At 66.8% G+C, this 22,201-nt stretch carries 23 protein-coding genes; 14 read left to right on the forward strand and 9 right to left on the reverse strand.

Annotated features, from left to right (window positions below; all coding sequences use genetic code 11):
• The first annotated feature begins 65 nt into the window (after positions 1 to 65).
• A complete protein-coding gene (locus ABZ909_RS35485; RefSeq protein ID WP_357008791.1) occupies positions 66 to 1,304 on the forward strand; it encodes a serine hydrolase in 1,239 nt (412 codons plus the stop codon).
• A 53-nt stretch (positions 1,305 to 1,357) separates the two neighbouring features.
• Here ABZ909_RS35485 and ABZ909_RS35490 read toward each other — a convergent pair whose 3' ends face one another.
• From ABZ909_RS35490 to ABZ909_RS35505, 4 genes are all read right to left on the reverse strand, one after another.
• Positions 1,358 to 2,047 (reverse strand): TetR family transcriptional regulator, encoded by a 690-nt coding sequence (locus ABZ909_RS35490; RefSeq protein WP_357008948.1) that lies wholly within the window; start codon positions 2,045 to 2,047, stop codon positions 1,358 to 1,360.
• 181 nt (positions 2,048 to 2,228) lie between these two features.
• The gene (locus ABZ909_RS35495) at positions 2,229 to 3,452 is read right to left on the reverse strand and encodes an oxygenase MpaB family protein (protein WP_357008793.1); all 1,224 of its coding nucleotides are present in this window, start codon (positions 3,450 to 3,452) and stop codon (positions 2,229 to 2,231) included.
• Between the two features lie 274 nt (positions 3,453 to 3,726).
• Positions 3,727 to 3,924 carry a hypothetical protein gene (locus tag ABZ909_RS35500; RefSeq protein WP_357008796.1) on the reverse strand — a complete coding sequence of 66 codons (198 nt, stop codon included), beginning with the start codon at positions 3,922 to 3,924 and terminating at the stop codon, positions 3,727 to 3,729.
• Between the two features lie 34 nt (positions 3,925 to 3,958).
• On the reverse strand, positions 3,959 to 4,972 hold the full coding sequence (locus tag ABZ909_RS35505) for an AraC family transcriptional regulator (protein ID WP_357008799.1): 1,014 nt from the start codon (positions 4,970 to 4,972) through the stop codon (positions 3,959 to 3,961).
• A gap of 297 nt (positions 4,973 to 5,269) precedes the next feature.
• Here ABZ909_RS35505 and ABZ909_RS35510 point away from each other — a divergent pair, with 297 nt between their 5' ends.
• The 8 genes from ABZ909_RS35510 (at position 5,270) to ABZ909_RS35545 (ending at position 12,736) form a co-directional block, all read left to right on the forward strand.
• Positions 5,270 to 6,244: a quinone oxidoreductase gene (locus ABZ909_RS35510; protein WP_357008801.1), complete on the forward strand. Its 975-nt coding sequence runs from the start codon at positions 5,270 to 5,272 to the stop codon at positions 6,242 to 6,244.
• Between the two features lie 49 nt (positions 6,245 to 6,293).
• The gene (locus ABZ909_RS35515; protein ID WP_357008804.1) at positions 6,294 to 7,187 is read left to right on the forward strand and encodes a TauD/TfdA family dioxygenase; all 894 of its coding nucleotides are present in this window, start codon (positions 6,294 to 6,296) and stop codon (positions 7,185 to 7,187) included.
• Positions 7,188 to 7,222: 35 nt separating this feature from the next.
• Positions 7,223 to 8,275 (forward strand): 3-keto-5-aminohexanoate cleavage protein, encoded by a 1,053-nt coding sequence (locus tag ABZ909_RS35520; protein ID WP_357008807.1) that lies wholly within the window; start codon positions 7,223 to 7,225, stop codon positions 8,273 to 8,275.
• A gap of 144 nt (positions 8,276 to 8,419) precedes the next feature.
• The gene (locus ABZ909_RS35525) at positions 8,420 to 9,781 is read left to right on the forward strand and encodes an MFS transporter (RefSeq protein ID WP_357008810.1); all 1,362 of its coding nucleotides are present in this window, start codon (positions 8,420 to 8,422) and stop codon (positions 9,779 to 9,781) included.
• Positions 9,774 to 10,376 carry an alpha/beta fold hydrolase gene (locus ABZ909_RS35530; protein ID WP_357008813.1) on the forward strand — a complete coding sequence of 201 codons (603 nt, stop codon included), beginning with the start codon at positions 9,774 to 9,776 and terminating at the stop codon, positions 10,374 to 10,376. The genes ABZ909_RS35525 and ABZ909_RS35530 overlap by 8 nt, the downstream gene beginning before the upstream one ends.
• Positions 10,373 to 11,143, forward strand: a complete 771-nt coding sequence (locus tag ABZ909_RS35535) for a CoA transferase subunit A (RefSeq protein WP_357008816.1) — start codon at positions 10,373 to 10,375, stop codon at positions 11,141 to 11,143. The genes ABZ909_RS35530 and ABZ909_RS35535 overlap by 4 nt, the downstream gene beginning before the upstream one ends.
• Positions 11,140 to 11,796: a 3-oxoacid CoA-transferase subunit B gene (locus ABZ909_RS35540; protein ID WP_357008819.1), complete on the forward strand. Its 657-nt coding sequence runs from the start codon at positions 11,140 to 11,142 to the stop codon at positions 11,794 to 11,796. The genes ABZ909_RS35535 and ABZ909_RS35540 overlap by 4 nt, the downstream gene beginning before the upstream one ends.
• A gap of 175 nt (positions 11,797 to 11,971) precedes the next feature.
• Complete coding sequence (locus tag ABZ909_RS35545; RefSeq protein ID WP_357008822.1) at positions 11,972 to 12,736, forward strand: hypothetical protein; 765 nt, start codon at positions 11,972 to 11,974, stop codon at positions 12,734 to 12,736.
• 8 nt (positions 12,737 to 12,744) lie between these two features.
• Here the strand turns inward: ABZ909_RS35545 and ABZ909_RS35550 are convergent, their stop codons facing one another.
• Positions 12,745 to 13,110 carry a hypothetical protein gene (locus ABZ909_RS35550; RefSeq protein WP_357008824.1) on the reverse strand — a complete coding sequence of 122 codons (366 nt, stop codon included), beginning with the start codon at positions 13,108 to 13,110 and terminating at the stop codon, positions 12,745 to 12,747.
• Between the two features lie 542 nt (positions 13,111 to 13,652).
• Between ABZ909_RS35550 and ABZ909_RS35555 the strand changes: the two genes are divergently transcribed.
• Positions 13,653 to 14,567: a hypothetical protein gene (locus ABZ909_RS35555; RefSeq protein WP_357008826.1), complete on the forward strand. Its 915-nt coding sequence runs from the start codon at positions 13,653 to 13,655 to the stop codon at positions 14,565 to 14,567.
• 434 nt (positions 14,568 to 15,001) lie between these two features.
• Here ABZ909_RS35555 and ABZ909_RS35560 read toward each other — a convergent pair whose 3' ends face one another.
• Positions 15,002 to 15,361 (reverse strand): hypothetical protein, encoded by a 360-nt coding sequence (locus tag ABZ909_RS35560; protein ID WP_357008828.1) that lies wholly within the window; start codon positions 15,359 to 15,361, stop codon positions 15,002 to 15,004.
• Positions 15,354 to 15,659 carry a hypothetical protein gene (locus ABZ909_RS35565; RefSeq protein ID WP_357008831.1) on the reverse strand — a complete coding sequence of 102 codons (306 nt, stop codon included), beginning with the start codon at positions 15,657 to 15,659 and terminating at the stop codon, positions 15,354 to 15,356. Before ABZ909_RS35565 ends, ABZ909_RS35560 begins: the two co-directional genes overlap by 8 nt.
• A gap of 153 nt (positions 15,660 to 15,812) precedes the next feature.
• Between ABZ909_RS35565 and ABZ909_RS35570 the strand changes: the two genes are divergently transcribed.
• Complete coding sequence (locus tag ABZ909_RS35570; RefSeq protein WP_357008833.1) at positions 15,813 to 16,271, forward strand: hypothetical protein; 459 nt, start codon at positions 15,813 to 15,815, stop codon at positions 16,269 to 16,271.
• Between the two features lie 649 nt (positions 16,272 to 16,920).
• On the opposite strand, the gene ABZ909_RS35575 is transcribed toward ABZ909_RS35570, so the two are convergent.
• Positions 16,921 to 17,685, reverse strand: a complete 765-nt coding sequence (locus ABZ909_RS35575; protein WP_357008835.1) for a class I SAM-dependent methyltransferase — start codon at positions 17,683 to 17,685, stop codon at positions 16,921 to 16,923.
• 134 nt (positions 17,686 to 17,819) lie between these two features.
• Here ABZ909_RS35575 and ABZ909_RS35580 point away from each other — a divergent pair, with 134 nt between their 5' ends.
• A complete protein-coding gene (locus tag ABZ909_RS35580; protein ID WP_357008838.1) occupies positions 17,820 to 18,422 on the forward strand; it encodes a TetR family transcriptional regulator in 603 nt (200 codons plus the stop codon).
• A 66-nt stretch (positions 18,423 to 18,488) separates the two neighbouring features.
• Here ABZ909_RS35580 and ABZ909_RS35585 read toward each other — a convergent pair whose 3' ends face one another.
• Positions 18,489 to 19,598, reverse strand: a complete 1,110-nt coding sequence (locus ABZ909_RS35585; RefSeq protein ID WP_357008841.1) for an NAD(P)/FAD-dependent oxidoreductase — start codon at positions 19,596 to 19,598, stop codon at positions 18,489 to 18,491.
• Between the two features lie 67 nt (positions 19,599 to 19,665).
• Here ABZ909_RS35585 and ABZ909_RS35590 point away from each other — a divergent pair, with 67 nt between their 5' ends.
• Both ABZ909_RS35590 and ABZ909_RS35595 read left to right on the forward strand, forming a co-directional pair.
• Positions 19,666 to 20,346, forward strand: coding sequence for a TetR/AcrR family transcriptional regulator (locus tag ABZ909_RS35590; RefSeq protein ID WP_357008843.1), 681 nt, complete (start codon positions 19,666 to 19,668; stop codon positions 20,344 to 20,346).
• Between the two features lie 867 nt (positions 20,347 to 21,213).
• On the forward strand, positions 21,214 to 21,468 hold the full coding sequence (locus tag ABZ909_RS35595) for an IPT/TIG domain-containing protein (protein WP_357008846.1): 255 nt from the start codon (positions 21,214 to 21,216) through the stop codon (positions 21,466 to 21,468).
• Positions 21,469 to 22,201: the final 733 nt, after the last annotated feature.

The raw sequence follows: 22,201 nt of genomic DNA on the forward strand, positions 1-22,201 counted from the left end.
CCGGTGAAGACCCTGACTCCTTGCTGGGAGCTTCCTGTGAACCGGCATCTCCCTATGCTGGTCGGATGAGCCCAGGTATAACAGCGCTGGTGCGGATCGACCCGGACCTCGACGCGGTGACCACCCTCGGACCCGAAGCCGACCCCGCCGACGCTGGACTCGCGCCCCGCGACATCGAGGCGATCTGGCGGTCCGTGCAGGACTGGTATCGCATGGGGACCACACCAGCTATCCAGGTGTGCCTGCGCCGCCACGGCCACATCGTGCTGAACCGGGCAATCGGCCACGGCTGGGGCAATGCGCCCAAGGATTCCCCCGACGCCGACAAGCGCCCGGTGACCCCCCACTCACCGTTCTGCGGATTCTCCACGGCCAAGGGCGTATCCGCCGCCCTGATGTTCATGCTCATCGAACAGGGCGCCTTCGCGCTGACCGACCCTGTGTGCGACTACATCCCCGAATTCGCCGGCCACGGCAAGGACCGCATCACCATCGGCGACGTCCTCTCGCATTCCGCGGGCGTCCCGTTCATCACCCCGCCCCACCGCGGCTCCGACCTGGTCCTCAACGAGGAGCTCGCCGTTCAGGGCCTGGCCGACCTGGTTCCGAGCTGGCCGCCCAACCGGTTCCGCGTGTATCACGCACTGACGGGCGGACTCATCCAGCGCCTCCTGGTTCAGCGCGCCACCGGCAAGGCCATGCGCGACCATCTGCGCGAACAGGTCCTCGAACCACTCGGCTTCCGCTGGACCAATTTCGGCGTCCGGCCCGAGGACGTCGACCAGGTGGTGCCCAGCGTCAAGGTCGGCCCCGGACCCTCCAAACTCTGGCGCCACGTGGCAGGCCGAGCCCTCGGTGGGGGCCTCTCCGGCCCGACCGATCCGGCCGCCGCCCGCGCCTTCCTCACCGCCGAACTCCCGTCCGGCAACCTGGTGACCACCGCGGCCGAACTCTCCCGCTTCTATGAAATCCTCACTCGCGGAGGGGAACTCGACGGCGTTCGCATCATGCGCCCCGAAACCCTCGCCGCCGCAATCCGTCCCGCCCCCTGGCTGCCCGGTATGGCGGGTCGCGTCTCCGTGGCGGGCTACGAACTGGGCGCCCGCCGCTCGAAGTTCGGCCGCGACACCCGATCCCACTTCGGCCGCAGCGGCCTCACCACCCAATATGGCTGGTCCGATCGTGCCCGCAACCTGTCCGGCGCAATCCTCACCAGCGGCAAGGCCCGGGCCGACGCCGACCGCCCCTGGCGGCTGGTCGCCCAGATATCCGCGGCCATGAATCCCCTCACCGATCGCGGATGACGGTTCGGCCACCGTGAGAAGACCGGACTTCGCAGGACGAGCGCCGGTGCGTGCTATCGCCCGTACGGCTCGAGCATGGGGACCAGGAATCGGCGGGCGATCGCGGCGAGTTGTTCGTCGTCGTCGAGGTCGACGACCTGGCTCGGAATGGCCAGGAACGAGGCGCAGATTCGGACCATCAACTCGGCGACCAGCTCGACCTGCAGGTCCGGGGAGATGGTGCCGGCCCGCTGTTCCTGGCGGAGTTGACGGGCGACGAATTCTCGGACCATGGCGACGGCCCGTCCGCCGTCGCCCACAAGAGAGCTGACGAAGTGGTCGGGTTCCGCGGTGATCAGCGCACCGATGAGCGGGTTGCCGCGCAGTGCGCGCAGGGAGCTCACGAATCCGAGGACGACACGGTCGCCGACATTCGTCGCCGCCGCGATATCGACGAGGAATGTGTCGAAGTACCGGCGGAATTCACGCAGGATGACGCGTTCGACCAATTCTTCTTTGGTGGCGAAGCGGCGGTAGACGGTGATCCGTGAGATCCCCGCGGTGCGCGCGACGTCCTCCATGGTGGAGCGCTGGATACCCCACCGCCGGAATTGTTCCTCGGCCGCGTCGAGGATGCGGGTGCGCATCGGGTCGGTGTCGTCGACCTGTTCGACGGCCTGCAGGTAGGCGCGTTCGAGCAAGGACTTCCCGGCGGGGAGCTCATTCGCGGGCGGCGCAGATTCCACGGTGTCCTCCTGAAACATCTTGTCCTGCGTCAGTTCTCGGGCTGCGCCGCGATCGCGCTGCGCCTGATGTTCGCGTTGCACACACTCCACATCGTTGTTGATACGCGGGTACGTTAGCTGTTTCATTGAATCCAGTGGGGTATCACGCGCCGGGCCGAGCGTCGTCCGTACCCGTGCGTCCCTGGACGGGAACGGCGAATCAGCGGTTGGTCAGCGGGATTTCGATGCTCAGGGGCATCCGCAGTTCGGCCACGTACCACAGGGCGAACTGGCGCAGGAACTCGTCGAACATCCAGTAGGGGGCGTCCACCACCGGCGCCACCGACAACACGCCTTCCCGAACGGCGACGAACGGGCCCCACGCCACCTCGAGCAGCGGGCTCCAGACCGGTTCTCGAGGAATGGTAAGCCAGTCAGCGACCTTGTCGCCCATGATGAATCGGGTGAACGCGCCCAGAATGCCGCGGCTGAGCAGCGTCAGGTCGAGATCGGCGCCGAGGTCGAGCAGCTGGTCGGCCAGGTCATTGCCCTCCGCGGTCGGTGCGAGGATCGGGTCGAGCTGCTGGCTCGCCTGCGCGTTGGCCTGCTCCCAAGTCGCGGGGATGTACTCCTCGCGAATGCCGAGCAGATGGGCGGCCAGCTGCCAACTGTGCAGGTAGCCATCGGATTCGGCGGCCGGGATGGGTACTTTCCACGCGGTGAGGGTCCGCATGATGGTGGTGGCCAGGCTGTGCCAGGTGACCATCATGTCGTCCTGGCTGATCGGCATGACGCCTGCGGGCCAGTGCGGCGACTGCGGCAGCAGATGCCGCACGGACGCGTGGATGATCCTGGTCTTCACACAGGTCACGATCATCTCGCCGCCGTCCCCGTAGGCATTGACCGTGCCGATGTCGTATCCGAATTTCGCGGTCTTGGCGATGCGTTCCTTCAGGTGCGACCCGCCGCGTGAGTAGTACACCGCGAGGGCCTCGTGCGGGATGACCGTGGACATCATGCCGCTGGCGAAGGCATACAGCACGCCGAGATACAGACCGCGCTTCTTGTTGAACTCGAAGGAACTGGCCAGCTTGCCCTGGTCGGTCCACGAGGGTAGCTGACGAGCGGATTCGATGAAGTCGGCCAAGCCTTTCGGCAGGCCGGCGGGCAAGGGCTGGTCGTTGTAGACCCAGGTCGCCAGCAGCCTGTTGACCTCGGGCACATCGGCATGGTCGATCACATCGGCCAGTACCGAGTCGGCGTCGGGGTCGTACACGGTCAGCGGGTCGGCGCCGCCACCGGCGCCGACCACCGAATCGGCGGGCGACCACCTCCACGGCTCCGCCCTCGCGGTGCGCGCGGTCAGTGCCATCGCACCGACGACGCCCAACAAACCGCCACCTGTCCTCAATGCGTCGCGCCTGCTGAGTCGGTGTGCATCCATGCCGATTTCCTGTTCGTGAGTCTGATACACAGACACATTGAATGTATCTGTGTATCTTGATGAGAGCACACCGTGACGGCTGTCACAACCAGTTGGCACGAATTTCCAGATGAAGGACCGGTCGATGAATCCGTATGTCGCAATCCAGATCCTCCTCAACCACCTGGACCTGGGGTCGGCCGGAAGCAGTGGCCCGGTCGCGCCGGTACCGCTCTCGGCAATCGCCAATTAGGTTCGGACACAACCGCTCTGAGTCGGGCTGTTCCGGTGGGATTCAGCGGTCGGCTGGGGTTCGATCGAAGATCCGGCGGAAGGCATCGTCGGCGTGGCTGGTGGCTTCCGGCGGGGCCGGCATGAAGGTGAAGGTACGGGTGCCGTCCGGGTGGTGGCCGGCACGGAGGAAGAGATCGGTCGGGTGGGTGAAGACGCCGTCGCGCACGTCGGCTTCGAATGTATCTGCGACAACGTACATTCCGGCCTGCATCATCAGGGGCGGTGACAACGCCCTATCGCGGTCCAGTGGGCCTGCCCCGGGTGCGCCAGGCTCTCGGGCTGCAGCCGTGGCGTTTCGTGAACCAGCGGGAGAAGTTGCTGGGGGAGGAGAACGCCAGCATGTCGGCTATCTCGGTCAGGGAGTGGCGGCGATTCGCGACCAGGTGCTGGGCCAGTTCGGCGCGGGTGGAATCCAGTAGGGCAGTGAAGGTTTCGCCCTCGGCGGCGAGATGTCGATGGATGGTGCGGCGGTCGACGCCGAGGCTGCGAGCGATCTGTTCGACCGAACAGCGGCCGGTGGGCAGCAGGAGTTCGATCAGTTCCCGGACGCGGTCGACCGTAGTGGCGGTGCGTGTGATGTCGGTGGAGTCGAGGAACTGCTTGGCGTAGGTGCGCAGCAGCGGGTCCGACATGGCGTTGCGCGCATCGAGATCGGTTGTGTAGATGATGATTCCGTTGAAGTCCTGCGCGAAGGTGACATTCGGCCCGAGCATGCGGTGATGGGTGCTGCGGTCGGTGGGTGCGGCGTGGGTGAATCGAGTCTCCACCGGCTGCCAGCCGCTGCCGAGGAATCCGCGCAGCAGGCCGTGTAGCACTCCGACAGCGAGTTCTATGGACTGGCGGGTTTCGCCGGACTGCCCGATATCGAGCCCGAGCCGGATAGTGGCGAGCCCGTTGCGTTCGGTGAGCCGGGTATGTAGCGCCTCGTTGTACATGTTCGCGTGCCGGGACATGACCCGCAGCGCGCTGCGCACATCCGGCTCCTCGCGGATGACCAGGCTCAATGGGCCGAGGTTCGCGAAGCGCCGCCGCTCGGCCAGGCGCAGCCCGAAGTCCTCGCAGTGCGCGGCGGCGGCGGAGCGTTCGAGCAGATCGGCGATGATGGCGGCCGGTACCCAGCGGTCCTGCAGGGTCAGGCTCGCTGGGTCGAGTCCGGATTCGCGCACCAGGCGGACCGGATCGAGGCCGACGGATCGGCCCAGCTCCACGTAGTTGCTCAACGCGGCATAGCGAGCGAGCGGCTTCACCGGGCATCCTCCCTTGTCCCGAAGTGAATGGATTCCTGTCCCGACAGGATAAGCAAACGAATGTGATCCGCCTTACTCTGGGTTCATCACAACGAGTTGACCAGCGGAAAGGCAGGACATCGCGGTCGGTGAGCGCACCCGGCCCGGATTCTGCGGCAGGCCTCTCGTTTTCGATAGCCCGGGCCTCCGAGCGCCCCCGTAGCCGCGGACACGCGTCGGGTCGCTGCCGGGTACCCCTGTCGGACCCATAACGCCGACCGTCGCCCCGGCGCGGTCGCGTCGAAAAGGAGATGCACTGTGGCACAGGCTGTTCGCTTCTACGAGACCGGCGGACCGGAGGTATTACGTTGGGAGACAGCCGAAGTCGGCGAGCCCGGACCGGGTGAGGTTCGGATTCGGCACGAAGCGGTCGGCTTGAACTTCGCCGACACCTACTTCCGCACCGGCCTCTACCCGGCGGCGCTGCCGGCCGGCATGGGCGTGGAGGCGGCGGGCGTGATCGAGGCGGTCGGCCCGGGCCTGATCGGCTTCCGGCCGGGCGACCGCGTGACCTATACCGGCAGCCCGCTGGGCGCCTACAGCACCGAACGCCTGATGCCCGCCGAGCACCTGATCCGGTTGCCGGAGGACATCCCGTTCGAGACCGCCGCCTCCATGACCATGCGCGGCCTGACCACCGCATACCTACTGCGGCGCATCCACCCGCTGCGGGCCGGGGACACCGTGCTGCTGCACGCGGCCGCCGGCGGCGTCGGCTCGCTGTTCACCCAGTGGGCGAAACTGTTGGGCGTCACTGTGATCGGGACGGTATCCAGCGAGGAGAAGGCCGAGATCGCCCGTGCGAACGGTTGCGATCACGTCGTGCTCTACACCCGCGAGGACGTCGCCGAACGGGTCCGGGAGATCACCGACGGCAAGGGTGTACCCGTGGTCTACGACAGCATCGGAAAGACCACCTATCAGTCGTCGCTGGATTCCCTGGCGCGGCGCGGCCTGCTCGTCTGCTTCGGTACCGCGTCGGGTCCGGTCCCGCCGATCGACGCCGTGCAGTTGGCGGTGAAGGGTTCGTTGTTCGTGACGCGCCCCGCGCTCGCCGACTACATCGCCGACCCCGCCGAACGAGCCGAACTCGCGGGTGAGCTCTTCTCCCACGTCACCGCGGGCCGCATTCGCGTCGACATCAATCAGCGCTACGTGCTGCCCGACGCGGAGCAGGCGCACCGTGATCTGGAGTCCGGTCGCAGTGTCGGCACCTCGGTCTTCGTGCTCTGAAATTCCGGCCGCCCCTTGCTGCGGCTCACACCCCTTTGGGAGGACTGTCATGACAACCACTGCTGCACTGGACGATTCGACCCTGCGTTGGTCGATCGGCGTGACACCGCTGACCTGCACCATCGGTGCCGAGCTGTCCGGCATCGACCTGGCCGCGGCCGCACACGACGACGACCTGTTCGCCGAGTTGCGTGCCCTGCTGCTCGAATACAAGGTGCTGTTCGTCCGCGATCAGGACATCACCCGCGCCGACCACGTCGCGCTCGCCCGTCGCTTCGGCGAGCTGGAGGACCATCCGGTCGCCGGCAGCGACCCGGACCACCCGGGTCTGGTCCGCATCTACAAGGATCTGGACAGCGCGCCGGAGCACTACGAGAACGCCTACCACTGCGATGCCACCTGGCGACACCATCCGCCGATGGGTTCGGTGCTGCGCTGCGTGGAGGCGCCGCCCGTCGGTGGCGACACCATCTGGGTGAATATGGCCGAGGCGTATCGGCGCCTGCCCGATGAGGTGAAGAACCGTATCCGGGGCCTGCGCGCCCGGCACAGCATCGAGGCCAGCTTCGGCGCCGCCATGCCGCTGGAGCAGCGTCACGAACTGGCGCAACGCTTTCCGGACGCCGAGCACCCGGTGGTGCGTACACATCCGGAGACCGGTGAGCAGATCCTGTTCGTCAACTCCTTCACCACGCATCTGGTCAACTACCACACCCCCGAGAACGTGCGCTTCGGCTTCGACTACGCGCCGGGCGCGGCGGAGCTGCTGCACTACCTGATGCGGCAGGCCGCGGTCCCCGAGTTCCAGGTGCGCTGGCGGTGGACACCCAACAGCTTCGCCATCTGGGACAACCGCTGCACCCAGCACTACGCGGTCCAGGACTACTGGCCCGCGGTCCGAAAGATGGAGCGCGCCGGGATCATCGGCGACCTCCCGTACTGACATCCCTTCCAGCCCACTCACATTGGAGTAAACCCATGCATTTTCACGACGATGCGCTGTTCCCGGAGGTCCAGGAGAAGCTGGTCATCACCGTGGCCCCCTACGGCCCCGAGTGGGAACCCGGCGATTTCAGCGAGGACCTGCCGCTGACCATGGACCAGCACGTCCAGCAGGCGGTCGACTGCTACGAAGCTGGCGCCACGGTCCTGCACATCCACGTGCGGGAACTCGACGGCAAGGGCTCCAAGCGGCTCTCGAAGTTCAACGAGCTGCTGGGCCGGCTGCGCGAGACGGTGCCGGACATGATCCTGCAGGTCGGCGGTTCCATCTCCTTCGCGCCGGAAGGTGATGGCGCGGACGCGAAATGGCTCTCCGATGACGCGCGCCACATGCTCGCGGCGCTCGATCCCAAGCCGGATCAGGTCACCATCGCCATCAACACCAACCAGATGAACATCGTCGAGCTGATGACCGACGACGACATCGCCGGCACGTCGTTCATGCGGCCGGAGGTGTACGAGGCCTACCGCGAGATGCACGTCCCGGCGGGACCCGGCTGGGTGGAGGAACATCTGAAGCGGTTGCAGGCGGCCGGAATTCAACCGCACTTCCAGCTCGCGAACATCGCACAGCTCGAGACGGTGGAACGGCTGATCCGCCGCGGCGTCTACACCGGCCCGCTCATGGTGACCTGGGTCGGCATCGGCGGCGGCTTCGACGGACCCAACCCCTACAACATGATGGAGTTCATCCGCCGGGTCCCCGACGGCGCGGTGCTGACCCTCGAGACGCTCATGCGCAGTGTGCTGCCGGTCAACACCATGGCCATCGCAATGGGTCTGCACGCGCGCTGCGGCAACGAGGACACGCTCTGGGGTCGCAAGGGCCAGAAGATGACCTCGGTGCAGCAGGTCGCGCAGCTGGTGCGTATCGCCGGTGAGCTGGGTCGCGAGGTCGCCACCGGCAAGGAGGCGCGCGAGATCTACCGGCTCGGCGAACGCTACTCCGACGCGGACGAGACTCTCGCCAAGCTCGGATTCGCACCTAACCGCAAGCCGGGCCAGGTCGGCTTCACCCACCACGCCTGAGCCGCCCGCACCTGGCTGTATCTCGGGTCGCTGATCAGGCAGAGCCCTACTTCCGGGGCACCCGGCCGACGGTCGTGTGCCCCGGTTTCCTCTCTAGCTCCGGTGTGCGCCACCGTCTCGCACACCGGATACGTAGGAGCACCAATGGAGTTGCACACTACCGCCGCCGGGACGGATGGCCAGCCGGCCGCCGCCCCGGCCACGGCGGTCGCACGGACCCGCCGGGCGTATCCGTGGCTCATCTTCGCGCTGGCCTTCGGTCTGCTACTGGCCGACTACATGTCACGCCAAGTCCTCAGCGCGGTCTTTCCATTCCTGAAAACCGCATGGGGACTGTCGGATTCGCGGTTGGCCTCACTCAGCAGCGTCGTCGCCCTGATGGTCGGTCTGCTGACCTTGCCGCTCTCGCTGCTGGCCGACCGCTGGGGGCGCGTGCGCAGCCTGGTCCTGATGGCGGTGCTGTGGAGCGCGGCCACCCTGCTGTGCGCGGTGGCCACCGACTACCCACAGATGCTCGGCGCACGTTTCCTCGTCGGCGTCGGCGAAGCGGCCTACGGCAGTGTCGGAATCGCCGTGGTACTCAGCGTGTTCGCGCCCCGCAGGCATTCCGCGCTGAGCGGGGCGTTCATGGCGGGCGGATCGTTCGGCTCGGTGCTGGGCGTGGCGTCCGGCGGGGTGATCGCCGTGCACTTCGGATGGCGCTGGTCCTTCGCCCTCATGGCGGTATTCGGGCTGGTCCTGGCGGCTCTGTTCCGGGCGGCCGTCAGCGAGGAGAAGCTCGCCCGGTATGCCGCCGACGCGGCACCGCGACCGGAAAGTGAAGCGGGCCTGCGGGTTCCGGTCTTGACACTGTTCACCAACCCGGCGGTCCTGTGCGCGTACGTGGGCAGTGCACTGCAGATCTTCACCGCTGCGGTGCTGCTGTCGTGGATGCCGAGCTTCTTCGGTCGCTACTACGACCTGGCTCCGGACCGGGCCGGCGCGGTCGCCTCGGTGTTCGTGCTACTCGTCGGCGCCGGAATGGTGGTCTGCGGGATGATCACCGACCGAATCAGCCGCACCGACATGTCCCGCAAATGGACCACGGCCATCGTGTTCTGCGCGATCGCCCTGGCCTGTCTCGCAATCGGTTTCGCCGCCGGCCACGGCCCGCTACAGCTGCTGCTGATCGGAGTCGGAGCGTTCTTCTCCGGCGGATCGTCGGGACCGGCCGCGGCCATGGTCGCCAACCTCACCCACCCCTCCGTGCGGGCCTCGGCCTTCGGCACCCTCACCCTCGCCAACAGTCTGCTCGGCCTCGCACTGGGCCCGTTCGTCGTCGGCGTCCTCGCGGATCACCTCGGATTGGCGAACGCGCTGCGGCTCGCGCCGCTGACCTATCTGCTCGCCATCGCCGCACTCGCGCTGGGCAAGCGGGCCTATCCCGCCGGGCTGCGCAGGCTTGCCGCGCTCGACTCCGGCTCATCGCATCGACCTTCGAAAGGACTTCTCGCACCTCATGAGTGAGACCATCACACCGACCGTTGTGATCGTGCCCGGGCTGCGCGACCACGTCCCCGACCACTGGCAGTCCCGGCTCGCCGACCAGCTGGACCGGGTCCGCACCGTGCCGCCCCTGGAGCGGGACAAGCTTTCCTGCACGGCCCGCGTCGCCGCCCTCGACGCGGTGCTCGCCGAGATCGACGGGCCCGTCGTGCTCGTCGCCCACAGCGCCGGTGTCATGATCACCGTGCGCTGGGCGCAGCAGTCCACCAGGCCCGTGCGCGGTGCACTGCTGGCCACGCCCCCGGATTTCGAGGCTCCGCTGCCGGACGGGTACCCCTCGCGAGCGGAATTGGACGACAACGGGTGGACGCCGATTCCCTGGCGGCGCTTGCCGTTTCCCAGCATCGTCGCCGCCTCCACCAACGATCCGCTGGCCACCTACCGGCGTGTCTCCGGTATGGCGGAGGCGTGGGGGAGTCGCCTGGTCGATCTCGGCGATGTCGGCCACCTCAATCCCGCCTCGGGGTACGGGGAATGGCCACGCGCAGCCGAACTGCTGCGTGAACTCCTGGCGGAGACGACGCCGTCCACCGCCGGATCGGGGACGACCCGATGACGAAGGTCGCCGCGTCGGCCCCGGCCGCCGTCGCCGACATCACCTCGGGCTCCTCGCTCACGGTGGGCGGATTCGGGCTGTGCGGTATCCCCGACGCACTCATCGACGCGCTCGCCGCCCGCGAAGTCACCGATCTCGAGGTGATATCCAACAATTGCGGCACCGATGGGCACGGACTCGGAATTCTGCTGGCGGACAAGCGTATCCGCCGCATCACCGCCTCCTATGTGGGCGAGAACAGCGAGTTCGCCCGCCAGTATCTGGCCGGCGAACTGGAGGTCGAGCTGACCCCGCAGGGCACCCTCGCGGAGAAGCTGCGGGCCGGCGGCGCGGGCATTCCGGCGTTCTTCACGCCGGCGGGGGTCGGCAGCCCGGTCGCCGATGGCGGGCTGCCGTGGCTGTATGCCGCGGACGGATCGGTCGCGGTGGCCTCGCCTGCCAAGGAAGTACGCACGTTCGGCGGCGCCTGGGGTGAGCGGCGCTATGTGCTCGAAGAATCGCTCACCGCCGACTTCGCGCTGGTACACGCCCGCATCGGCGACACCGAGGGAAACCTCGTGTTCGAGAAGTCGGCCCGCAACTTCAACCCGCTGGCCGCCATGGCCGGACGCTTCTGCATCGCGCAGGTCGAGTATCTGGTTCCCGCAGGCGATCTCGATCCGGCGCGCGTCCACCTGCCCGGCGTCTTCGTGGACCGTGTGGTGCACACCGGACCGCAGCGCAAACACATCGAGAAACGAACCGTCGCCCAGGAGCAGTCGACATGACTACGGCCACCACGAATCTGGGCTGGTCCCGTGCTGAGATGGCCGCCCGCGCCGCACGCGAACTCCGCCCGGGCGAGTACGTCAATCTCGGCATCGGACTGCCGACCCTGATCCCGAACCACCTGCCCGGCGATTTCCGCGTCACCCTGCACTCCGAGAACGGAATCCTCGGCACCGGACCCTATCCGGCCGAAGCGGATGTCGATGCCGATCTGATCAACGCGGGCAAGGAGACCGTCACCACGCTGGCGGGAGCGTCGTTCTTCGACTCGGCCACCAGCTTCGGCATGATCCGCGGCGGACACATCGACACCGCGGTACTGGGCGGGATGCAGGTCTCGGCCGCCGGCGATCTGGCGAACTGGATGGTCCCCGGCCACATGGTCAAAGGTATGGGCGGGGCCATGGATCTGGTGCACGGCGCCCGTCGTGTCCTGGTGCTCATGGAACACACCGACAAGATCGGAGCACCGAAGATCGTGTCCCGCTGCACTCTTCCGCTGACCGGCGAACGCGTCGTGCACCGCATCATCACCAACCTCGCCGTCATCGACGTCACCCAGGCCGGGCTGGTACTCCGCGAATGCGCCCCCGGCATCACTGCGGCACAGGTGCAGGCCGCCACCGCTGCACCGCTGGCCGTCGCGTCCTGACCGGCCGACTCCCGGTCGAATCGAAACACTCGGCACCGCAGTTTGTTTCGCTGATCCTGCGAAGCGGCACAGCCTCCGGCGCCTGACCGCCGGATACGGGGGCGCTATGCCCCTGCCCACCACGGGCGAGGACCGCAGGGCCGCGCCCGATTCCATCAATGATGATGAGGTACCCATGAACATGAGGAAATCCGCGGTGGTCGCGGCACTCGCCGCGACGGCAGTGGTCATTCCCGCCGCAACGGCCTACGCGGACCCGAGCGCAAGCAACGAATCCGCGTCGGTGGCCTACGAAGTCACGCGGCAGGGCGACTCCGCCGTGATTACCGTCAGTAATGGCACGCTGCGCCGGCTCGACGAGCAGCTGGTGCTCTTCGACCGCCACGACCGACCCGTCGCCGCGCTCCCGTTGACCTACCGAATCGACGACACCGCCTATCCTGTCACCGCCCGACTCGACGGGTCGACCGCGACCCTCACACCGTCGAAGGCCAACCCGCAGCCGATCACCCGCGTCGACGCCCGCGAGCTCGTGACCGTCGACCAGGCGGCCACCCAAGTGGCCGAATCCTTTACGCCACGTGACGCACAAGCCCTGGGTGCATTCGCGCAACGCGTCGCGGTCGGCGCGGCTGTCAGCGCGGTGCTCGGTGCCGTCCTCGGCGCCGGTGTCGGCTGTCTGGTCGGCGGTGCCGCCGGCGCCGTCATCTCCAGCCCGGTCATCGCCCTACTGGTGCCATTCGTCGGCGCCACCATCGCCGGATGTGTGCTCGGCATGGCAACCCTCGGCGCGGTGGGTTCCATGGCCGGCGTCGTGCTCGCCGGTGGACCCATCACCCTCTTCTCCGCCATCCAGTACTTCTCCACCATCCTCACCCCCTGCGCACCCGAGCTCCCGTACTGCAAGGATCCGGCGCAGCCTGCGTCACCGGCGAAGTAGTCGATTGCTTATCCGTTCGCGCCGGAACTGCGGGCATCCAGTTCGGCGCGGGCGGTCGCAAACCACGCCTGAGTGCCGACCAGACCGGCTTCGATGTCCTTCCGGGCGCCCTTGAAGCCGTACAGATCTCCAGCGAATCGGGTCAGCACCGACCCCTCGTGCTCGTCGAGTTCCTCCAGCAGGTCGCCTTCCTGTAGCAGGTAGGCGACGCCGGCGACCTCGCCGCTGGTCCACATGGACCGGTAGTCGTCCCACCCGTTCTGCCTGACCGCAAGTGCCCGTTCGACAAGGTCTGCTCGCAGTGCGTCTCGCTCGGCGTCGGTCGGCTGCCGAGTCTTCAGGTGGTCCCAGTTGATCCGTTCTGCGTCGGACACGTCGGATCCCGTCCTTCCGGGTCGATTACGGGCGGTCGGTACTGCGCAAATGTATTCCGCAGCAGTGATCTTGTCGCTGCTCGGGTTACGAGTCGCCACATCTCGGGAAAAATGGTACGGGCGTACATGCGGGCCTAGTTTCCAAGTGGTTTCGTTGTACTTACGTAGCGTTCGCGCCAACCAAACGTAAACGAAACAGAATCAAGCATTTTCAGGGGAAGTGATGATCCTGACCACCGATAACGTTCACTTATCGGAGGTCAGGATGCCTTGGTTTGATTTGGGGCACTTCGGATTTCGTTTCGTGTTGTTCCGTTGGATTTGATGAAACCAACGCTACGATTTGCGTTGTGTCGAGCATCTGCAACTATCCCGGCTGCACCAAACCGATTACGCGTGCCGGAGGGCCGGGGCGTCCGTCGGAATACTGTGATCACCCGGAGCACACCCGCTGGCGGGCCTGGCGAGAGCGGCAGCGGCAGCAGCAACAGGCCGAGGGGGAGACACTCGGGGTGAATGTCACTGTGACGCAACGTGGGCCGGTGACTGTGGCCCGGCTGCGGGCCGATGAGCTGCTCGGACAGTTTCGTGCGATCGCCGAACAGCTTGGGACGACGCTCAATACGGCCGTGGCGGAGTTGTCCACGCTGGCCGATCCCGCCGTCGCGGAAGCGCAGGTCCAGGCCGTGCAGGCCGATGCGGCACGGCGGATTGCGGAGGCGGAGATGGCGACCGTGGCGGCCGAGCAGGCGCGGCGGGAGGCCGAAGAGTCCCGGGCGGCAGCCGAATCGGCGGCCGAGGACGCTGCGCTGGCCGCAGAGGAGGCCGAGGGCCGGATCGCGGAGGCACTCACCGCGCGAGACGACGCCCTGAAGGAAGTCGAGGGGGTCACGAAGCAGGCGGCCGACGATGTGTTCGCCGCGCGGGCGGAGGCCGAGGCCGAGATCCGCACCGTCCGGCGAGAATCCGCCGAGGACACCGAGCGGGCGCGGCAGCAGGCCGACGAGGACATAAAGCTCGCCCGCTCGAAGGCGGCCGCCGAGGTCGAGCAGGTGCGCCGGGACGCCGGCCAGCGGATCACTGCCGCGGGTGCGGAACGCGATCTCGCCGTGCAGCGTGCCGCCGATGCCGAGCGCACCATCGAACGAGCCGAAGCCGCTGTGGCCGAACGCAATCAGGTGGTCGCCGACACCCGCGACGAACTGAAGGGGGCCCGTGCCGAGCTCGATCGGTTGCGGACGGAACTCACCGAGGTGCGCCGGCAGGCGGCCGCCGACCTGGCCGCGGTGCGCACGGAATCGGCGGCCGCCGTCGACAAGACGCGGCAGGAGGCCGCCGAACGGCTTGCCGCCCTGGATGATGCCCGCACCCAGACCCTGGCCCGCGCCGAACGCGCCGAAAAACAGCTGGATGCCCTGCTCGCGCAACGTGATCCGGCCTCGGTGGCGAAGCCCTGAGCGCAGCGTCTGGTCCAGGCACGGAAACGGGGAGGAGGACACAGCCGGACACCTCAGGAACTCATCGACTGTTGATTACCCGTGCTGGAGTCTTGGACGACGCCCAAGGATTCCGTGGTTCGGGGCGCGGCCTGTGGTGCTGTGGCTGCGGGCAACCGCATTTGGTCACTCGCGATGGCTGGTTTCTCCCCGTGCCGGTCACGGACGGCAGCCATTCGTCCGGCTTGGTCTTCGGTGCGGTTCGTGAAACCAGCAGCGGAAACGTTGGGGGCGAGCTCGAGCGCCCGTGGCCGCACGCGCTGTGGGTGAGCCGCCCCGATCCGCACCGCCCGGGCGGCCCGTACCGCAGGCCGGCGATCCTTACCGGACCGCCTTGGAGAGAGGGCAGGACGACCGCATACGGGCGGTCGTGAGAACGAACGTACGGGAGCTGGTCAGGCGGCGTGGCCGGGCCGATGCGACAGCCGCGCCAGCGCTTCGTCGACGGCGCTGGTTGCAATCTCTCGGACCTGGTCCAGCGGCACCATTTCTGGCTCGTCGCTGTATGCGTTCTTCAGATCCTTCTCGGCCAGCCAACGGAAGTAAGCGCTCTTGGACATGCCAAGTTCAACAGCGCGGACCCCGACACGGTCATCGAGGTCCTTGGGCATCTTCACCGACCGCGCCTTCATGCCAGTGCCTGTCTCGGTCTCGGGCTCCGGTTCCGAGGGCACGCTGCCACGCTGCAGACGCGCAAGGATCTGCGCCATCTCCTCCGGGGCGACGTCATCGGTGTGGGTGGTGTTGTCAATCATTGTGGGCCTCCCACTGGGTGAACTCTGCGGTTTCGTCGGCGGTCAACGGTCGGACATCGATGATGTAGAAGTCCGGCGGGGCGATCCGGCCGGTGATCTGGACGGCCTGTCCTTCGTCGGTACGCATCCACAGCTGATGCATCAGCCAGCCGGTCGCGGGGTCATAGGCGGGCTCGCCCCAGGCCCTACGCTGCCCGGCCAACCAGCGTCGGACCAGTTGGGCGACTTGGTCGAGCGTGAGGTCGCCGCCGACAGACGCCATCATCTGGGCCAACGCGTAATAGAGCTTTACGGGCACCCGGTCGAGACTACCCCTGGACACTTCGAGACTACCACCGGAACTGGGCATGCGACACGCCGAATAATGCGGAACCGCCGTATGTAGTCCGCGGCGGCATCGCCCAACCCGTCGGCCACCCTGGTCGCGCTGACCGACGGCGACGGCGACCGTTTGACCCTCTATACCTGCAGATCCGGGATCATCGGCACCGCTGAGCAGGCAGCACTGTTGCTGAGCGCTGGGCTGGCTGCCCAGCAGGTGATCCTCACCAGCGTCACCGCGCACGCCACCGCACACGCTGCCCGCGCTCGTGGAGTCGAACCCGATGTGGTGCCGGTGGGGTTCAAGCATGTGGCCGCCGCTCGCCAGGGCCACAGGGTTCTCGGTGTGGAGCCCAACGGTGCGCTGGCCTGGGCGGAGTCAGGTCGCGACTGGTTCGACCGCGACGCGCTGATCGCCCTCACTCTGGTCCTGGAAACCTTCGGCAGTCTCGACGACCTGGACACGGCGGTGGCCGAACACCGCACCCGGTATCCGTTTCCCCAGCAAATCCTGTCCACCCCGGTGACAGAGGACAAGGTCTCGGGAGGCTTGTCGACGACCAGCGCCGCGAGCATTAGGCCTTCTTGACCTTTTCCCCGCCCGGGGCTTGGGGTGCCGGTAACAATCGCGCCACAAGAGGCAATCGGGGGCGACGGTAACGAACGCCCGCGAGACGCTCTGGGCCGCAGGACGTTTCCGCAGTTCGGCGCTGTACGCAGCCAGCGTCACGCCGACGGGTGCTACTGAACTACGTTGATAGCGCCGACTCGATTCAAGATCACAGAATGGCCGCGTTACCTGGGCTTTCTCTCGCCGTATGTCCCGGGTGACGCCCTCCTTGACGGCACCCCTAGTTGTCCATGACGGCTGCAATAGCCGTGGTAGCTGTTGCGGTTGCAGAACTTCGTAAGAAACCGGGAAGCCCCGCGTCGGAACCTTTCTCTCGTCAACCACGACACCCGAGGAGAAAGGGTCGAACCCATGTCAACCAACCGCACCAAACTCGTTGCCCGTGCCCCGGCCGTTGCCGCCGACGTCGGTCTGTCCGCACTCGAGGACCAGCCCTCACCAAGAAGGTCCGACATCAGGAACGCTCGTCCACGATGGACCCGCATCGGAATGCGCTTGTCGATCGGAGCCGCAGCCCTGGTAATGCCGCCCTTCAGCGCTGGTGTCGCTTCCGCGGCGGGTTTGACCGCGGCGGGTTTCGACCCGGGACCGAGCGGCGGATACAGCGTCAGGAAGTGCCTGCGCGTGCGGCGGTCGTGGCCAGGGTGGTGTAGTCCATCGTGAAGGATCCGCCCAGAGAGTCGATGGCGTTGCCGACCGCATCCAGTATCTCGGCCAGCTGATCGGGACTGAGTGCGGTGAGGCCGCCTGTGGTGGGGAGCAACTCCAGCCATTGGTCGCGCGTATAGGACTGCTGCCAGTCGAATCGCCACTGTTCGGGCTCGCTGAATTGTTCGGTCTCGCGGATCTGGTCGGCGATTTTCGCGTATCCCGCTTGGTAGAGCTCGAGGGGACGTCGAGCCGGTTGGCCGCTGAGCGGGGAGTCCGACGCCACCCGCTGGTACGCGGCCGCGAACGGTTCTGCCACCTCGGCGGGTGGCTCGTACACGTGACCGAAGATCGCCAGCCGTCCCCCTGGACGCAGCACGCCGGCCGCCTTCGTGGCGCCGGCAACCGGATCCACCCAATGCCACGACTGACCGGCGATGACCGCATCGAACATCCGGTTGCCCGGCTGCCATGCCTCGAAGGTTGCCACCTCGACCCGCAGGCCGCGGGCTCGCGCGAAGTCGGCCATCCGCACATCGGGTTCGACGCCGAGCACCGTGCACCCTGCGGCCTGGAACTGGCGGGCCGCGATGCCGGTACCGCAGCCCACGTCGAGTACGTGCGCCACGGGGGTCTCGGCGAGGATCCGCGTCAGCAAGGCGTCGGGGTAGCCGGGTCGGGCCTGGTCGTAGCGCCGTGCGTCCACGCCGAACGACACGGCCATCGACTGGAACCGCCCCGGCTGCGCTGGGGAGGGTTCTGGTTGCTCTCGCGATATTATGGGCATGCGCCCACTTTAGTGGGCACATGCCCACTAGGCAATAATGCCGTTGGATCGACGCACGAAAGGATCTGGGAGTGCCGACTGGGGTGCATCTTCGCGACGCGCGGCAGCAACTGTTCGATGCTGCCGACCGTGTGCTGCTACGTGACGGGCCGAACGGGCTGACCAGCCGGGCTGTCACCGACGAGGCGGGCTGCGCCAAAGGCGTTCTGCACCGGCACTTCACCGACTTCGACGCCTTCCTCACCGACCTTGTGCTCGACCGGGCCGCGCAGCTCCAAGCGCAGGCGAGTGCGCTGCGCGCCTCCGCCGGCGCCGGAACGGTGGCCGCCAATCTGACCAGCGCTCTGACCATTCTGTTCGGACCGGTGCCGGTGGCGATCATCCCGCTCATCACCTTCCGTGACGAGCTGCGCGCACGACTTCGGCAAGCCAGGCCCGGCGGCGGGATGGCGATCCTCGCCGAGGCGACGACCGCGATCTCCACTTATCTGACCGCCGAGCGTGAACTGGGCCGCATCGCAGCCGACGCAGACATCGATTCACTCACCCTCTCCCTGGTCGGTGGCGGGCACCTGTTGTTCGCAGACCGCGACCCCGGTCCACCGACTACATCAGCAGTCGAAAAGTTCGTGGCAGCGGTCATCTCCGACGCTGTGCAACGACGACCCGCCTGAGCCCTACCAGCGTCCAGAACAGCTGCCAGCACGCTGACAGCTTCAGGAGCCGTTATCGGTGACGTCTCAGCCAGGTTGGAAGAATGCGAGCATTCTCCGGCTGGCGTCCGGCGACATCAGGATTTCCTGCATGCGTGCGGACATCCGGGCGGCAGCGCTGGTGCGTTCGAACATCTCGCGTTCGTATTCTTTGACAGCGGTGGGCAAGTCGTCCGGGTGCGCGGCCAGCGCGAGACCGAGCCGGGCGCCGTCGAGCAGCGCCATGTTTGCGCCTTCGCCCACCGGCGGCATCAGGTGCGCGGCATCGCCGACCAGCGTGACGCCTGGCGTCGACGGCCAGGTCAGGCCGACCGGGAGCGTGGTGATCGACCGCGGCACGACCGTGTCGTCGCAGGCCGCGATCAGTGCGGTGAACCGTGAGTCCCAGCCGGGGAGCAGGTCGATCAGCCGCGCTCGGGCGGCGGCCGGGTCGTCGAACGGGATCCCGCTGGTAGCGAACCAATCCTCGGCGGTGTTGTAGAAGCTGAGGCCGATGCGAACGCGGCCGTCGCCGTTACGCTGCGCCGCCAGGGATAGTCCGTTGCCGATCACCCAGTAGTTGCCGCGCCCGACCATCGCCGCGAGGTCGGGGTGCGTGCGGTCGATGTCGGGAATGCCGACCTCGACGACGTGCTGGCCGATATGCGCCGGGCGGGCGTCGGTGAGCAGCGCGCGGACCCGGGACTGCGCGCCGTCCGCACCGACCAGCAGGTCATACGTCGCACAGCTGCCGTCGGCGAAGTGCAGCAGGCCGTTGTCGGCGGATTCGAACGCGTGCCCCCAGCGCACCATGTCTTCGGGGAGGGAATCCAGCAGCAGGTTGCGCAGGTCGGCGCGGTCGACCTCGGGTCGCTCGAGCGGGGCGTCGTCGGGCGTGTCCTCTTGGAGCAGCAAGGTGCCGTCCGGCTCCCAAAGACGCATGTCCTGTCCTTCGCTGCGGGCGATCGCGTGGAACCGGTTGATAAGGCCGGCCTCACGCAGCGCTTGCTGCCCGGAATGTATGTCGAGCATTCCGCCCTGACCACGCGCGGCGCGCGACGGTTCACGTTCGTACACCACGGCGTCGATGCCGTTCACGTGCAACACCCTGGCGAGGGTCAGGCCGCCCAGTCCGGCTCCGACGATGGTGATGATCATGATTGCCCTTCGATACACTACATTGTCCAATACACTGTATCGAATCATGCGATGTATCGTCAGCGACATGTTGGTATGGGAGAGGCCGGAGCCGCCGGATCGACCGGTGCCGGCCCCGCTGAGCCGGGAGCGGATCGTACGAGCGGCGATCGAGCTGGCGGACGCGGACGGGCTGGCGGCGGTGTCGCTACGTAAGGTTGCCGCCGCACTGGACGTCGGGCCGATGCGGCTGTACGGCTACATCGCCACCAAGGAGGAATTGCTCGACCTGATGGTCGATTCGGTCTACGCCGAGATACGGCCGGCTGGAGACGGTTGGCGAGAGGTGCTGCGGTCCCTTGCCGAAACCACCCGTCAGGCCGCTCACCAGCACGAATGGCTTGCCGACCTGATCGGTGGGCGGCCCCAGCTCGGCCCGCACGCGCTGGCCAGAGGAGAGGCTGTGGTGGCCGCGATGGACGGCGTCGACGTGGACACCGTCATACCGGTGGTCGATGCGGTCAATGCGTACGTGATCGGCGCGGTGCGCAGGGAGATCACCGAGCAGCGCGCCGAGCGGGCCTCCGGGATGGACAAGAGACAGTGGCAGGCCGCCTTCGGGCCCTATCTGGAGCGGACCTTCGCAACTGGCCGATTCCCCGCGTTGTCCACGGTCATACGCGACGGCGCTCACCTGGACGCCGACCAAACCTTCCGCACCGGCCTCGACTTCCTCCTCGACGGCATCCAAGCCCGCATCTCGAGCTGACACGCAGCCGAGGGACCAGACGAGCGCCGCCGTGACACCAAGTGGTTACTACCGGGACTCCCAGCGTCGAGAAGAGCTGTCAATGAGCCCTCCGACCACACCACCGGTTGAACCGCCCAGTGGCCACCCATCCCGCGATGCGCCGGCACCTCCTCATCGGAGGGGTCGTAGCGCAGGTTCGCGTCCACATACTCCGAGATCAGCTCGACGGCGTCGAACACCGGGCAGTGCATGGCGTTCTTGCTGCGAACCCCAGCCGAGTCGAACCGCGCTTGCCGCCGGTCAGCTCGGGCTCATCCTCGACAAGCGTCCAATGGTCGATCAGCTCGTCCGGGTCCAGCTCACGCGCCACGGACGCGCCAACCACACCGAGACAGCCACTGCCACAGGCAGTCTGGGGTTCCGGTAGTAGTCGCGCGAAATATGACGACAATGGCTTGACCAGCAATGTCGATGGGTTGCCGGTTCCGGATGCGGGCAGGTGCGGTTGGCCATTGCCCCTATCTGGCGCATTCGGGTCGAGCCCGTAAGGTTTTGCTGGACAATGGGTTACCGCACATCTGCCCGATTTCGGTGAACATTTCCACCATCGCTTCTGGTCAAGCCATCGTCGTTGTCTTTCGCGCCGTTTCTGCCGGGCCCCTATTGCGACCTCGCGGACCGGCTGGGTGTGGGGGTGTTTTGTCCCGACCCCGTCGCCGCGAATCACCAGGTCGAAACCGGGCAAAACCGGAAGAGAACGAACTGTGGATTCGTTGCCGAAGTACCGTCGCCGGAGGGTTAATGGATATGTAGCGGTTGTCGCAGCAAGATCGGCATCCGTTGCAAGGTAACCCTTTTCATTCTACTTCGGCTTGGAGTTGGATCATGGCACCTGTTCTCACCTCACTGACACCCTCTTCCGGCCCTGGGGCGGCTTTCACCTCTGTGGTGATCGCCGGCTCCGGGTTCAGTAATGTCGGCCCTTTGACCGTGCGGTTCGGTACCAAGGCAACCACATTCACCATCGACTCCGACACCCAGATCACGGCCATCTCGCCGACTGGGACAGGCACGGTGAACGTCACCGTCACCGTGGAGTTGGACGGCACCAGCAACGCACTGCCCTACACCTATGTCTGACGACGGGTGTGGCTGGGCCGTCGGTGGGCATTGCCTGCCGACGGCCCAATCGCGTTGCGGTCGCAGGTACGGGGGCCGCCTGTCGATATTCGAAGTCGACTAGAAACAGTGTGGAGAGCAAGGGATTTGATGTAATCCGTTTACAGGGGGCTACTTCTCGTGTTCGGGGAGAAACAGCAGACAGACCGCTGCCGGTCGAGCACGATCAGAGGCCGAGGTCGCGCTGCCGACGCCAGGCATCATCAGCGATCCCGCGGAAGGTCTCCGCGGCTCCTGCAGCCTCGAACAACGCCGACTCTCCGCGGAATCCCGCAGCGCGAAGACCGTCGCCTGAACATGGTGGACCGCAACACCTTTCGCGGGTCGCCGACACCGGTGTCCGGCACACGCGAAGGGATCCACCGCAACCGGCGACTTACCGGCGACACGGGCACCGCCCCCGATACAAGGGTCAGTAACCGGGGCGTCACTGCGTTCTTGTATTCCTCGAAGATTTCGAGAACCGCTTCCCGTTCCAGCGCCCCGTCGTGTTCTCTCGGGATGGATGAGTAAAGCCGGTCCGATCAGAACCCGTCAACCGCCTCCAACGGCTCGATCGACGCTGGGTGTAGCGCCTTGACGAATGCCCGGTACTCCGCCGCAAGGACTTCCGAATCAGCCATGGGCACATGGTATTTCGCAGCAGGAGACCACTCCGTCGCTTTCGGCAGCAGCTCAGGAGGTGCCCCGGCGG

The sequence above is a fragment of the Nocardia sp. NPDC046763 genome, from assembly GCF_040645495.1.
GTDB lineage: Bacteria > Actinomycetota > Actinomycetes > Mycobacteriales > Mycobacteriaceae > Nocardia.